The organism is Janthinobacterium breve, from assembly GCF_051380895.1.
Taxonomy (GTDB): Bacteria; Pseudomonadota; Gammaproteobacteria; order Burkholderiales; family Burkholderiaceae_D; genus Janthinobacterium.
Genome location: NZ_JBNYXY010000012.1, coordinates 11,963 through 24,252, shown reverse-complemented (window position 1 = coordinate 24,252; position 12,290 = coordinate 11,963). Strand labels below are relative to the sequence as shown.

12 protein-coding genes are annotated in these 12,290 nt (G+C 64.5%); 11 read left to right on the top strand and 1 reads right to left on the bottom strand.

Features of this window, described 5'->3' with window-relative positions:
- The first annotated feature begins 50 nt into the window (after positions 1-50).
- From ppnN to ACQ4W0_RS23560, 11 genes are all read left to right on the top strand, one after another.
- On the top strand, positions 51-1,421 hold the full coding sequence (gene ppnN, locus ACQ4W0_RS23610) for a nucleotide 5'-monophosphate nucleosidase PpnN (RefSeq protein WP_436578964.1): 1,371 nt from the start codon (positions 51-53) through the stop codon (positions 1,419-1,421).
- A gap of 195 nt (positions 1,422-1,616) precedes the next feature.
- A complete protein-coding gene (locus ACQ4W0_RS23605; RefSeq protein ID WP_436578963.1) occupies positions 1,617-2,684 on the top strand; it encodes a LacI family DNA-binding transcriptional regulator in 1,068 nt (355 codons plus the stop codon).
- A 231-nt stretch (positions 2,685-2,915) separates the two neighbouring features.
- On the top strand, positions 2,916-3,722 hold the full coding sequence (locus ACQ4W0_RS23600; protein ID WP_436578962.1) for a transporter substrate-binding domain-containing protein: 807 nt from the start codon (positions 2,916-2,918) through the stop codon (positions 3,720-3,722).
- A gap of 91 nt (positions 3,723-3,813) precedes the next feature.
- On the top strand, positions 3,814-4,506 hold the full coding sequence (locus ACQ4W0_RS23595; protein WP_436578961.1) for an amino acid ABC transporter permease: 693 nt from the start codon (positions 3,814-3,816) through the stop codon (positions 4,504-4,506).
- Between the two features lies 1 nt (position 4,507).
- Positions 4,508-5,158, top strand: a complete 651-nt coding sequence (locus ACQ4W0_RS23590; RefSeq protein WP_436578960.1) for an amino acid ABC transporter permease — start codon at positions 4,508-4,510, stop codon at positions 5,156-5,158.
- Positions 5,145-5,879: an amino acid ABC transporter ATP-binding protein gene (locus tag ACQ4W0_RS23585; RefSeq protein WP_436578959.1), complete on the top strand. Its 735-nt coding sequence runs from the start codon at positions 5,145-5,147 to the stop codon at positions 5,877-5,879. Before ACQ4W0_RS23590 ends, ACQ4W0_RS23585 begins: the two co-directional genes overlap by 14 nt.
- On the top strand, positions 5,876-6,622 hold the full coding sequence (locus ACQ4W0_RS23580; RefSeq protein ID WP_436578958.1) for a sugar phosphate isomerase/epimerase family protein: 747 nt from the start codon (positions 5,876-5,878) through the stop codon (positions 6,620-6,622). The genes ACQ4W0_RS23585 and ACQ4W0_RS23580 overlap by 4 nt, the downstream gene beginning before the upstream one ends.
- Positions 6,619-7,593 (top strand): sugar kinase, encoded by a 975-nt coding sequence (locus ACQ4W0_RS23575; protein WP_436578957.1) that lies wholly within the window; start codon positions 6,619-6,621, stop codon positions 7,591-7,593. Before ACQ4W0_RS23580 ends, ACQ4W0_RS23575 begins: the two co-directional genes overlap by 4 nt.
- Before the next feature lie 18 nt (positions 7,594-7,611).
- The gene (locus ACQ4W0_RS23570) at positions 7,612-8,571 is read left to right on the top strand and encodes a 2-hydroxyacid dehydrogenase (protein WP_436578956.1); all 960 of its coding nucleotides are present in this window, start codon (positions 7,612-7,614) and stop codon (positions 8,569-8,571) included.
- A 27-nt stretch (positions 8,572-8,598) separates the two neighbouring features.
- The gene (locus ACQ4W0_RS23565) at positions 8,599-9,615 is read left to right on the top strand and encodes a porin (RefSeq protein WP_436578955.1); all 1,017 of its coding nucleotides are present in this window, start codon (positions 8,599-8,601) and stop codon (positions 9,613-9,615) included.
- Between the two features lie 12 nt (positions 9,616-9,627).
- Complete coding sequence (locus ACQ4W0_RS23560; protein ID WP_436578954.1) at positions 9,628-10,629, top strand: Gfo/Idh/MocA family protein; 1,002 nt, start codon at positions 9,628-9,630, stop codon at positions 10,627-10,629.
- Positions 10,630-10,701: 72 nt separating this feature from the next.
- On the opposite strand, the gene lysS is transcribed toward ACQ4W0_RS23560, so the two are convergent.
- Positions 10,702-12,231 carry a lysine--tRNA ligase gene (gene lysS / locus ACQ4W0_RS23555; RefSeq protein WP_436579172.1) on the bottom strand — a complete coding sequence of 510 codons (1,530 nt, stop codon included), beginning with the start codon at positions 12,229-12,231 and terminating at the stop codon, positions 10,702-10,704.
- Between the last annotated feature and the right edge of the window lie 59 nt (positions 12,232-12,290).

Genomic DNA, 12,290 nt, shown 5'->3' with positions numbered 1-12,290 from the left:
TAAGGCTGCAAGACCTTCGAGCATCGATTTTTAAAGGGATTTTTCGCATTATGGAACACGACGTTATCGATACTCTGGTTTCACCGGAAGGCCGCCTGGACGTGCTCTCCAAGACTGAAGTCAACAAACTGCTCGACACTAGCCAGGGCGGCCTGTACAACACCTTCCGCCGCTGCGCGCTGGCGGTACTCAATTGCGGCAGCACCATCGACGATGGCCGCGCCTTGCTGGAGCGCTACCAATCGTTTGAAATCTCCATCATCCAGCGCGAGCGCGGCATCAAGCTCGACATCAAGGGCGCGCCAGCCATCGCCTTTGTCGATGGCAAGATGATCAAGGGCATCCACGAACACCTGTTTGCCGTGCTGCGCGACATCATCTTTGTCAGCGATGAAGTCACGGGCAACCCGAAATTCGACTTGCAGAGCACGGAAGGCGTGACGGACGCCGTCTTCCACATCCTGCGCAACGCCAACGTGCTGCAAACCCAGCTCAACCCGAACCTCGTTGTGTGCTGGGGCGGCCACTCGATCAACCGCGCCGAATACAATTATTCGAAAGAAGTAGGCTACCAGCTGGGCTTGCGCGGCCTCGACATCTGCACCGGCTGCGGCCCCGGCGCCATGAAGGGCCCCATGAAGGGCGCCACCATCGGCCACGCCAAGCAGCGTTTGCACAGTGGCCGGTATCTGGGCATCACCGAGCCTGGCATCATCGCGGCCGAATCGCCGAACCCCATCGTCAATGACCTCGTCATCATGCCGGACATTGAAAAACGCCTGGAAGCGTTCGTGCGCGCGGGCCATGGCATCGTCGTGTTCCCCGGCGGCGCCGGCACGGCCGAAGAGATTTTGTACATCCTCGGCATCCTGCTGCACCCGGACAATGCCGAAATCCCGTTCCCGTTGATCTTCACGGGACCGGAGACCTCGCGCGAGTACTTCGTGCAGATCAACCAGTTCATCAGCGACACCCTGGGCCCGGAAGCGCAGCAGCGCTATAAAATCATCATCGACGACCCGGAACTGGTGGCGCGTGAAATGCTCGAAGGCATACGCCAGGTGCGCGAATTCCGCAAGGCCCACAGCGATGCGTATTACTTCAACTGGCTGCTGAAGATCGACCACGAGTTCCAGAAGCCGTTCCAGCCCACGCATGAAAACATGCGCAACCTGAGCCTGCACAAGAACCAGCCCACGCACTTGCTGGCAGCCCAGCTGCGCCGCGCGTTCTCGGGCGTGGTGGCGGGCAACGTCAAGGATGACGGCATCCGCTCGATCGAAGAGCACGGCAACTTTGAAATCCATGGCGACAAGGACATCATGGGCCCCATGGATGCGCTGCTGGCCTCGTTCGTGGCGCAGCACCGCATGAAGCTGGCGGGTACGGCGTACGTGCCTTGCTATACCGTGATCCAGTAAATAGTCTTGACACCATCGCGCCGCCCCCCCCTGCGTTTGCCGGGGGGGGGGGGGCGGCGCCTTTCACATTTGCCCCAGCGTGTGCTTTCGCCGCCACAGCCAATCAAATCGCTTGCGTCATCGATTCCTGGGTGCTATCTTTGGAACCGGTTCCAAAATAAAAATATGCATATCAACAGGTAGTGGAGATCAATCTTGGATTCAGTACGCGGCAGCAAAAAAACCGTCTCCGGCCAGCCGGCCCGGCCCGTGACCATCGCCCAGGTGGCGCGCGAGGCGGGCGTGTCGAAGACCAGCGTGTCGCGCTTTCTCGGCGGCGAACTGGACGCTTTGTCCGAGAACATCCGCCAGCAGATCGAAAGCACCATCGCGCGCCTCGGCTACCAGCCGAACCAGATGGCGCGTGGCCTCAAGCGCGGACGCACGCGCCTGATCGGCATGGTCGTGGCGGACATGCTCAATCCCTATACGGTGGCCGTGTTGCAAGGCGTGGAAGCGGCCTGCCAGCAGCATGGCTACACCTTGATCTTGTGCAATACCGGCAATGACGAACTGCGCGAACGGCAGTCGCTTGCCGCGCTGCGCTCGTACAGCGTGGAAGGGCTGATCGTCAACACGCAGGGGCGCAACATCCAATCGTCCGACTTGCAGCAGGCGGACATGCCCATCGTGCTGGTCGACCGGCGCATCGAGGGCGTCGATTTTGACCTGGTGGGCCTGGACAATGTGCAAGCTGGCCGGCTGGCCACCGCGCATCTGATCGAGCAGGGTTTCGACGCCATCGCCTTCGTCGCGCCGCCATTGACGGGTGTCAGTTCGCGGCTGATGCGCGCCGACGGTTTTCAGGCCGTGATTGCCGAGCATCCCGGCTGCGTGGGCGAAGTGCTGGCGGTGGACCTGGACGACCGTCCCTCCATCGACGCGCAGGTACGGCAATGCCTGGCGCAGTGGCGCGGCCGCCGCGTGGCGCTGCTGGCCTCGAACGGCATGGTGGCGCTGGAACTGGCGCTGATGCTGCAGCGCCTCGATTTGCGCATGCCGCAAGACGTGGGCCTGCTGGGCTTTGACGAATTACCTTGGTCGCCGCTGGCGGGCCTGAGCACGATCGAGCAGCAGACTTACGAGATCGGCTTTTCGGCGATGACGTGCATGCTGTCGCGCCTGCAGGGCGAGCAATGCCCGCCGCGCGAGGTGCTGTTGCCGGGTAAGTTGATTGTGCGCAATTCCACCCAGGGAGGAATTGCGGGCAAAGGCGGCGATTGACGGGGAAGAGGGCGTTGCCCTTTTTTTTGGGCAAGGTATGGAACCGGTTTCATGGATGGTGTTCACGCTGGAAAGGGGCATGGGTAGTCAGGCAGGGCAATGGCAGGAGTTTGGCATGAGGTTGAAATTAAGTTGAAACGACACGGCAAGAGACGATCTGAATCGTCCATTTGACAATATTCCCGGAAGCGCCTCGACGAGGCCGGTACCGGGATCACAGGAGACTGAAGCATGAAGATGACGACACTGTTTTACGCGAAGTTCGTGGCCTGCGCGCTCGCAGCAACGTGCGCCCTGGGCGTAGCCGCCGACGCCGGCGCCCAGACGCTGGGCGACTTGATCAAAAAAGGCAAACTGACCATCGGCGTGGTCAGCGGCACGCCGCCGTTTGGCAGCATCGACGCCAAGGGCGCGCCCGTCGGCTATGACGTCGATGTCGCTAACCTGATCGGCAAATACATGAACCTGCCCGTGGAAGTGGTGCCCCTGACGGCGCCCTCGCGCGTGCCGTCGCTGGAATCGGGCAAGGTCGATTTCCTCGTGGCGACCCTGGCGCCCACGCCGGAACGGGCCAAGACGCTGATGTTCACCATGCCTTACAGCGCGTTCGAACTGGCGATCGTCGCACCGGTCGGCGGCAAATTCAAGGCCCTGGCCGACCTGAAGGGCAAGAAGGTGGGCGTGACGCGCGGCACCACGAATGACACGGCGCTGAGCCGCATGGCGCCGGTCGGCACCAGCATCGTGCGTTTCGAGGATGACGCCACCGTCACGCAGGCCTTGCTCAGCAAGCAGGTCGATGCCGTCTCTATCCCCAGCACGATGGCGCTCGATATCATCAAGACGCGCGGCGCGGGCAAGATCGAGGTCAGGTTCGCCTATTCGCTGCAACCGAATTCGATGGCGGTGCGCCGCGGCGACTTCGAGCTGCACCAGTGGCTCAATAACTTCATCTACTACGTCAAGCTGAACGGCGAACTCGACGCCATCGCGCGCAAGTGGAGCGGCGCGCCGCTGCCGCCATTGCCGACCTTCTGATACCGCGACCCGCACAGGGAGAGTGCCTGTCCGCACGGCGCGCCACCATGGTGGCGCCGCCGGGGATGCGCACGTAGATAAGGAGTTGAGTATGCCGTATGAATTTCATTTCGAACTCGTCATGCAATCGCTGGACCGCCTGTTGTGGGGCGCGGCGCTGACGATACGCCTGAGCGCCCTGGCTATGGTGCTGGGACTGGCGGTGGGCGTGTGCGCCGCCGTCATCCTGAAGAACGGCCCCGGCTATGCCCGCGTGGCGGTGCGCGCGTATGTCGAGGTAATCCGCAGCACGCCGTTCCTGGTGCAGTTGTTCATCATTTACTTTGGCTTGCCGTCGCTGGGCCTGCAGCTCGACGCCAACGGCGCCGCGCTCGTCGCCATGACGGTCAACCTGGGCGCCTATGCGGCGGAAATCGTGCGCGCCGGCATAGGCGCCGTCCATCCGTCGCAGCTGGAGGCGGCGCAGGCGCTGGGCATGACGCGCTGGCAGGTGATGCGCCACGTCGTGCTGCTGCCGGCGCTTGAAAAAGTGTATCCGGCGCTGGCCAGCCAGTTCACGCTGATGATGCTCGCATCGAGCGTGGTGTCGGCCATTTCCGCCGAAGAGCTGACTGCCGCCGCCCACCTGCTCGACGCGGTAACCTTCCGCAGCTTCGAGATCTACATCGTCGTGATGGTGCTGTACATCCTGCTGGCCCTGCTGTTCCGCTTCGGCTTCTGGGTATTGGGCCAGATCGTCTTCAAACGCCGCCGCCGTATGGGCGCGGTACGCATGGGAGCATGACATGATCAGTGACTTTTCCTGGGATAACCTGCAATTCCTGCTCGAGGCCACGCGCTGGACCATCGGCCTGTCGCTGATCGTCTTCATCACGGGCGGCATCGCCGGCTTCGCGGTGGCGCTGCTGCGCACGGCGCGCAGCCCGTTCCTGCGTTTTGTCAGCGCCCTGTACATCCAGCTGGTCCAGGGCACGCCCGTGCTGATCGTGCTGTTTCTGACCTATTACGGCCTGGCCCTGTTCGGCTACAAGCTGTCGCCGATCATCGCGGCCGGCGCGGCGATGACGATCTTTGCCAGCGCCTACCTGGGCGAGATCTGGCGCGGCTGCATCGAAGGCGTGCAGCGGCAGCAGTGGGAAGCATCGGCCGCGCTGGCGCTGAACCGCTACCAGCAGCTGCGCTATGTCATCCTGCCGCAGGCACTGCGCCATTCGCTGCCGCCGACGGTGGGCTTCATGGTGCAGATCATCAAGAACACCTCGATCACCTCGATCATCGGCGTGGTGGAACTGACGCGGGCAGGGCAACTGGTCAGCAACGCGACCTTCCTGCCTTTCATCGTCTTCCCCGTCGTCGCCCTGATCTACTTTGCGATGTGCTACCCGCTGTCGCGCTACAGCCATTCACTGGAAAGGAAATTCCATGCCCATCGTTGACATTGACAATATCAGCAAGAGCTTCGGCGCCAATCACGTGCTCAAGGGCGTTTCGTTCGCCGTCGAGCGGGGCCAGGTCATCGCCGTGATCGGCCGCAGCGGTTCCGGCAAGAGCACTATGCTGCGCTGTATCAACGGCCTGGAAACCATCGACAGCGGCAGCATCGTCGTGGCCGGCCATACGCTGACGGCGCGCCAGGAGCACCTGCTCGACTTGCGCAAGGATGTCGGCATGGTCTTCCAGAGCTACAACCTGTTCCCCCACCTGACCGTGGAAGAAAACGTCATGCTGGCGCCGCGCATTGCCAAGAAGGTGCCCGATGCCCAGGGCCGCGCCACGGCGCTGCGCGTGCTCAAGCAGGTGGGTCTGGATCACAAGCGCGAAGCTTATCCCGAGCAGCTGTCGGGCGGCCAGCAGCAGCGCGTGGCGATCGCCCGTTCGCTGGCGATGGAACCGCAGGTGATGCTGTTCGACGAAGTGACGTCGGCGCTCGACCCGGAACTGACGCAGGAAGTGCTGAAGGTGATGGAAGAGCTGGCGCAGGCGGGCATGACGATGCTGCTGGTGACGCACGAGATGGAGTTCGCGCGGCGCATGGCCCACGTCACCGTTTTCATGCATGAGGGGAAGGTGTGGGAGAGCGGGCCGTCGGAAGCCTTCTTCAGCAACCCGCAAACGCCCGAGGCGCGCCAGTTCGTCGGCGCGGGAGCAATCAAATGAGCCCCGTCCTGGTGGCGGCGTCGGCCTATGGCGCAAGCAGGGTAAGGCAGCTGGGGCAAAGCCATTTCATCGACGTGGTGGCCGACGCGGGTGGCGCCGGCATCGAGATTCGCCGCGAACTGTTTACTTCCGATCTGCCGGACCTGGTGCGCATGGGCGCGGCGGTGGCCGTGCGCGGCCTGTACTCGGTGTATTCCACGCCCATCGAATTGTGGGGCGCGGACGGGCTGCTGCAGCAAGAACTGCTGCAGCAGATGCTGGACGAGGCGGCGCGCCTGGGGGCGCGCTACCTGAAGGTGTCGCTGGGGCACTACCCGGCCGCGCCGGAGCTCCAAGCCTTGAACGCCCGGCTGGCGGCGGCGCCGGTGGCGCTGCTGGTGGAAAACGACCAGACGGCCCATGGCGGCAAGCTGGCGACCATGGCGCGCTTCCTGGCGGCGGCGCACGAAATCGGGCTGCCGGTGGGGCTGACGTTCGACATCGGCAACTGGCGCTGGGTGGGCGAAGACGCGCATCAGGCGGCGCGCCTGCTGGCGCCATATGTGCGCTATGTGCATTGCAAGGCCGTCATGGAGGACGCGGGCCGCCTGTCCGCCTGCGCCGTCTCCGAGGCCGATCCGGCCTGGCGCGCCGTCTTCGCGCACTTCGCGCCGGGCGTGCAGCGGGCCATCGAATTCCCACTGGAGGGCGCCGACCTGGTGGCTGAAACGGGCCGCTACATTCAGATGCTGGAGGTCGCATGATGGAACATGAACTGAATCAAGGGGCGCATGCGCTCGACGTCGTCACCTATGGCGAGGCGATGGCGATGTTCGTTGCTGAGGAAACGGGAGACCTGGCGGCCGTGGCGCATTTCACGCGCCGCCTGGCCGGCGCCGAGACGAATGTCGCCATCGGCTTGGCGCGCCTGGGCTTGCGCGTTGGCTGGCTGAGCCGGGTGGGCGACGATTCCTTCGGCCGCTTCATCCGCGCCAGCGTGCAGGCCGAAGGCGTCGACTGCAGCCGCGTCGTCACCGTCGCCGGCCAGTCCAGCGCCTTCCTGCTCAAGGAGAAGGCCGAGAACGGCGCCGATCCGCTGGTCGAATACTTCCGCAAGGGTTCCGCCGCCAGCCGGCTGGCGCCGGAGCATTTCGACCCCGCTTATTTCCTGTCCGCGCGCCACTTGCACGCCACCGGCGTGGCTGCTGCGCTGTCCGCCACCAGCCTGGCATTCGCCGGCCAGGCGCTGGACTTCATGCGCGAGCATGGCCGGACCGTGTCGTTCGATCCGAACCTGCGGCCCTCGCTGTGGCCCTCGCAAGCTGTCATGGTCGAACAGATCAACCGCCTCGCTGCCAGGGCGGACTGGGTGCTGCCCGGTCTGGGGGAGGGGAAAATCCTCACCGGTCACGACCTGCCGCACGACGTGGCCGGCTTTTATCTGCAGCGGGGCGCGCGGCTGGTGGTCATCAAGCTGGGCGCCGAGGGCGCTTATTACCGCACGGCCGGTGGCGACAGCGGCATGGTGCCGGGCGAGCGCGTGTCCAACGTGGTCGATACGGTGGGCGCCGGCGACGGCTTCGCGGCCGGCCTCGTCAGCGCCTTGCTGGAAGGCCTGCCGCTGGCGCAGGCGGTAAGGCGCGGCAACCGCGTCGGCGCCTTCGCCATCCAGGTGGCCGGCGACATGGAAGGCTTGCCGACCCGCGCCCAGCTTGATGCGCTGGTCCAATCTTGAACCGAACAGGGGAAACACATGAAAAAAAATGTCGTTGTCTATAAAAAGCTGGCCGAACCGCTGCTGGCGCGCCTGCGCGCCGAATGCGAGGTGACGTATTTCGAGGCCATCGATGCGGGCAACCGCGCCGCGTTCGCCGCCGCCATCCGCGGCGCGCATGGCTTGCTGGGCGCCAGCGTGCGTCTGGACCGCGAACTGCTGGACCCGGCCTTTGACCTGCGCATTATTTCCACTATATCGGTGGGCGTCGACCAGTTCGACGTCGATTACCTGCGCGAACGGGGCATCCTGCTGGCCAATACGCCGGACGTGTTGACGGAAACGACAGCCGACACGATCTTCGCGCTGATCCTGGCCAGCGCGCGGCGCGTCGTCGAACTGGCCGAATTCGTCAAGGCGGGAAGCTGGACGCGCAGCGTGGGCGAAAGTCAGTATGGCGTCAACGTGCATGGCAAAACCATCGGCATGCTGGGCATGGGCCGCATCGGCCGCGCCGTCGCCCGCCGCGCGGCACTCGGTTTCGGCATGCAGGTGCTGTACGTGAACGGCGAAGCAGTGCCCGAGGTGGAAACGGCGCTGGGTGCGCGCCAGGTGGCGTTCGACGACTTGCTGGCCGGCTCCGATTTCGTCTGCGTGGTGCTGCCGCTGACGGCGCAGACGGAACGCATGATGGGCCGGCGCGAGTTCGCGCTGATGCGGCCCGGCGCCATCTTCATCAACGGTTCGCGCGGGCGCATCGTCGACGAGGCGGCGCTGATCGAGGCGCTGCAACAGGGCACCATCCACGGTGCCGGTCTCGACGTGTTCGAGCACGAACCGCTGGCGCCGGATAACCCGCTGCCGGGCATGGCCAATGTGGTGGCGCTGCCGCACGTCGGCTCGGCCACGCATGAAACGCGCTTTGCCATGGCGCAGCAGGCGGTGGACAACCTGCTGGCAGGCCTGCGCGGCGAGCGTCCGCGCCATCTGGTGCGCTAAGCGCAGTATCCACAGACAGGGAAAGAGATGAAGAAGAAGGTAGTAGGGGCAATGATCATTGGCGCCGGCAGCGGCCTGTGTAGCGCGCAGTCGAACGTGAGCATGTACGGCATCGCGGACCTGGGCGTGGTGTCCGAGAGCGGCGGCGCCGGCGGCAGGGTGCTCAAGCTGACGAGCGGCATCGCCAACGGTTCGCGGCTGGGTTTCAAGGGCAGCGAAGACCTGGGCGGCGGCATGACGGCGCTGTTGACGATGGATGCGGGCATCCTGGCCGACACGGGCGCTTCGGCCCAGGGCGGCCTGCTGTTCGGGCGCCAGGCGTTCGTTGGCCTGAGCGGCGCGGCGGGTACGCTGCGGCTGGGCCGCCAGTACACCTTCATCGATTCCAGCCTGGGCGTGCTGGATCCGTTTTACCTGGGTTTTGCGGGCAGGATGAGCAATGTCTTCACGGCCGGCTACATCAGCCGGGTTGACAACAGCATCACCTACAGCTCGCCCGTGCGCGACGGCCTTTCCGGCGAACTGGCGTACGGTTTCGGCGAAGTGCCCGGCGACGCGGCGGCCAGGCGCTATACGGGCGCAGCGGCCACCTATGCCAGCGGGCCGCTGTATCTGCGCATGGCGCACCAGGACGCCAACACCATATCAAACGCGCTGGTGGCGGGGACGGCGCGCAACACGGTGCTGGGCGCCACCTGGGACTTCGGCGTGGTCAAGGCGCATGCCGCCGTCGCCGTCAGCAAGAGCACGGCGGGCGCAGTCACCACGGTCGACAGCGCGGACCTGATGCTGGGTGCCACCCTGCCGGTGGGCCCGCACCGCGTGTTGTTCTCGTACGTGCGGCGCGACGACCGGCGCGCCGCCAACGGCGACGCTTCCCAGATCGGCATTGGCTACACCTACGCGCTGTCGAAGCGCAGCACGCTGTACGCGGCCTATGCGCATATCGACAACCGCAACGGCGCCGCTTATGTGGTGGGTAACGCCACGGATAACGGCAGCGGCAACCAGGCCTGGAACCTTGGCCTGCGCCACACTTTTTAACTGGAGAATGGAATGAAGAAGATCGGATGGATACTGGTTGGCGCCAGCACCGTGGCGCGCGAATGGATGGTCGATGCGATCCGCCAGCAGGGCGACGCGGAAGTGCTGGCCGTGGTCAGCCGCGACGCCGCGCGCGGCGCCGCGTTTGCCGCGCAGTTCGGCATAGCCGCCAGCTATACAGACCTGGATACGGCGCTGGCGCATCCGGGTGCGGATGCCGTGTACATCAGCACCACCAACGAATGGCATATGGCGCAGACCTTGCAGGCGGCGCGCGCCGGCAAGCACGTGCTGTGCGAAAAGCCCCTGGCGCTGAACCTGGAGGACGCCCGCCGCATGGTCGATGGCTGCGCCGAAGCAGGCGTGGTGCTGGGGATTAACCATCACCTGCGCAACGCCGCCAGCCATGGCAAGGTGCGCGAGCTGATACGCGCCCGCGAGATCGGTCAGCCCCTGTATTGCCGCGTGCTGCACGCGAACAACCTGCCGCAGCACCTGCGCGGCTGGCGCCTGGACGCGCCGGAGTCGGGCGGCGTCACGCTCGACATGTTCGTGCACGATGTCGACACCTTGCGCTTCCTGCTCGACTCGGAACCGCGCCATGTGACGGCCTGCGCCACCAGCGGCGGCATGACGGTGGCCGGGTTGGAGGAGGGCCTGATGGCCGTCATCGAGTTCGACAACGGCACCCTGGTACAGGTGCACGACGCGTTCAACGCACCTTATTCGCTGTCCGGCGTGGAAATCATCGGCAGCAAGGGCACCATCTTCGCCACCGGCGTCATGACGCAGCGCCCCGTCGGCACCATTTGCCTGACCCGCGACGGCGGCAGCGTCGACATCCCCGTCGAGCATGAAAACCTGTACGTACGCTCGGTGTGCGCCTTCCAGCGCGCCATGCGCGGCGAAGGGCAGCCTGCCGCCACTGGCGACGACGGCATGCGCGCGCTGGCCACGGCGCTGGCGGCGCAGCAGGCCAGCCGCAGCCACCAGCGCGTGACCCTGGCCGATTGACGGCCGGCCGCAAAAGTAAAAAAGCCGCCTGATCTTGCGATCAAGCGGCTTTTTATCGGCTTGCGTCCGTGATTAGTCTTCGCGGCGCAAATGCGGGAACAGCAAGACGTCGCGGATGTTCGGCGAATCCGTGATGATCATCATCAGGCGGTCGATGCCGATGCCGCAGCCGCCGGCTGGCGGCATGCCGTATTCCAGCGCGCGGATGTAGTCGGCGTCGTAGAACATCGCCTCTTCATCGCCGGCGTCCTTGGCAGCGACTTGCGCCAGGAAGCGGGCCGACTGGTCTTCCGCGTCGTTCAACTCGGAGAAGCCGTTGGCGATCTCGCGGCCCACCATGAACAACTCGAAGCGTTCGGTGATGCCGGCCACCGTGTCGGAAGCGCGCGCCAGTGGCGACACTTCGACAGGGTAGTCGATGATGTAGGTCGGTTCCCACAGCTGCGCTTCAGCCGTCTCTTCGAACAGCGCCAGTTGCAGCGCGCCCAGGCCGGCCGTGGCGAAGGGCTTGACGCCGAATTTCTTCAGCTCTTCCTTGATGAATTCCGCATCGCCCAACTGCTCGGCGGTGTAGCCCGGAGCATACTTGTTGATCGCTTCGACGATGGTCAGGCGGTGGAACGGTTTTGCCAGGTCCAGCTCGCGGCCGCCGTAGGTCAGGGTGGCGGTGCCGTGCGCGTCGATGGCGGCCTGGCGGATGACGGCTTCCGTGAAATCCATCAGCCATTTGTAGTCGGTGTAGGCCGCGTAGAATTCCATCATCGTGAATTCAGGATTGTGACGGATCGACACGCCTTCGTTGCGGAAGTTGCGGTTGATTTCGAACACGCGGTCGAAGCCGCCCACCACCAGGCGCTTCAGGTACAGCTCGGGCGCGATGCGCAGGAACATTTGCATGTCCAGCGCATTGTGATGCGTGATGAACGGCTTTGCCGCAGCGCCGCCCGGAATCGTGTGCAGCATCGGCGTTTCCACTTCCATGAACTCGTTCTTTTCCATGAAGCGGCGGATCGACGAGATGGCGGCGGTACGCGCCTTGAAGGTGCGGCGCGTCTCTTCGTTCATGATCAGGTCGACGTAGCGCTGGCGGTACTTCGTTTCCTGGTCGGCCAGGCCGTGGAATTTGTCCGGCAGCGGGCGCAGCGACTTGGTGATCAAACGCAGTTGCGTGACCTTGATGGTCAGTTCGTCTGTCTTGGTCTTGAACAGCGTGCCTTGCACGCCCAGGATATCGCCCAGGTCATAGTGGTGCAGGGCGGCCATGGCCGCTTCGCCGGTCAGGTCGAGCGTGGCGTAGATCTGGATGCGGCCGTCGGCCTTCGGGCCGGAAGCGTCTTGCAGGGTGGCGAAAGCGGCTTTCTTGCCAGCTTCGCGCTTGAGCATCATGCGGCCGGCCAGCACCACGTGTACGGGGTTTTCTTCCAGCTCTTCGCGCGTTTTGCTGCCGTATTGCGCGTGCAGGTCGGCTGCCTTGTGCTCGGGGCGGAAATCGTTCGGAAAGGCGATGCCTTGTTCGCGCAATGCGGCCAGCTTGACGCGGCGCTCGGCGATGATCTTGTTTTCATCGGGGGCGGCGGCTTGTTCTTGGATATCCGTAGTCATGGTGTTCTTCGTTGGTGATGATTGATGATGTGGTGCCAGCGCTGGCGCCGCGCAGGCAA

Excerpts from the sequence above, each read along its gene's own strand:
- ppnN (WP_436578964.1), top strand. The coding sequence starts at position 51 with ATGGAACACGACGTTATCGATACTCTGGTTTCACCGGAAGGCCGCCTG.
- ACQ4W0_RS23600 (WP_436578962.1), top strand. The coding sequence starts at position 2,916 with ATGAAGATGACGACACTGTTTTACGCGAAGTTCGTGGCCTGCGCGCTC.
- ACQ4W0_RS23595 (WP_436578961.1), top strand. The coding sequence starts at position 3,814 with ATGCCGTATGAATTTCATTTCGAACTCGTCATGCAATCGCTGGACCGC.
- ACQ4W0_RS23590 (WP_436578960.1), top strand. The coding sequence starts at position 4,508 with ATGATCAGTGACTTTTCCTGGGATAACCTGCAATTCCTGCTCGAGGCC.
- ACQ4W0_RS23585 (WP_436578959.1), top strand. The coding sequence starts at position 5,145 with ATGCCCATCGTTGACATTGACAATATCAGCAAGAGCTTCGGCGCCAAT.
- ACQ4W0_RS23580 (WP_436578958.1), top strand. The coding sequence starts at position 5,876 with ATGAGCCCCGTCCTGGTGGCGGCGTCGGCCTATGGCGCAAGCAGGGTA.
- ACQ4W0_RS23575 (WP_436578957.1), top strand. The coding sequence starts at position 6,619 with ATGATGGAACATGAACTGAATCAAGGGGCGCATGCGCTCGACGTCGTC.
- ACQ4W0_RS23570 (WP_436578956.1), top strand. The coding sequence starts at position 7,612 with ATGAAAAAAAATGTCGTTGTCTATAAAAAGCTGGCCGAACCGCTGCTG.
- ACQ4W0_RS23565 (WP_436578955.1), top strand. The coding sequence starts at position 8,599 with ATGAAGAAGAAGGTAGTAGGGGCAATGATCATTGGCGCCGGCAGCGGC.
- ACQ4W0_RS23560 (WP_436578954.1), top strand. The coding sequence starts at position 9,628 with ATGAAGAAGATCGGATGGATACTGGTTGGCGCCAGCACCGTGGCGCGC.
- lysS (WP_436579172.1), bottom strand. The coding sequence starts at position 12,231 with ATGACTACGGATATCCAAGAACAAGCCGCCGCCCCCGATGAAAACAAG.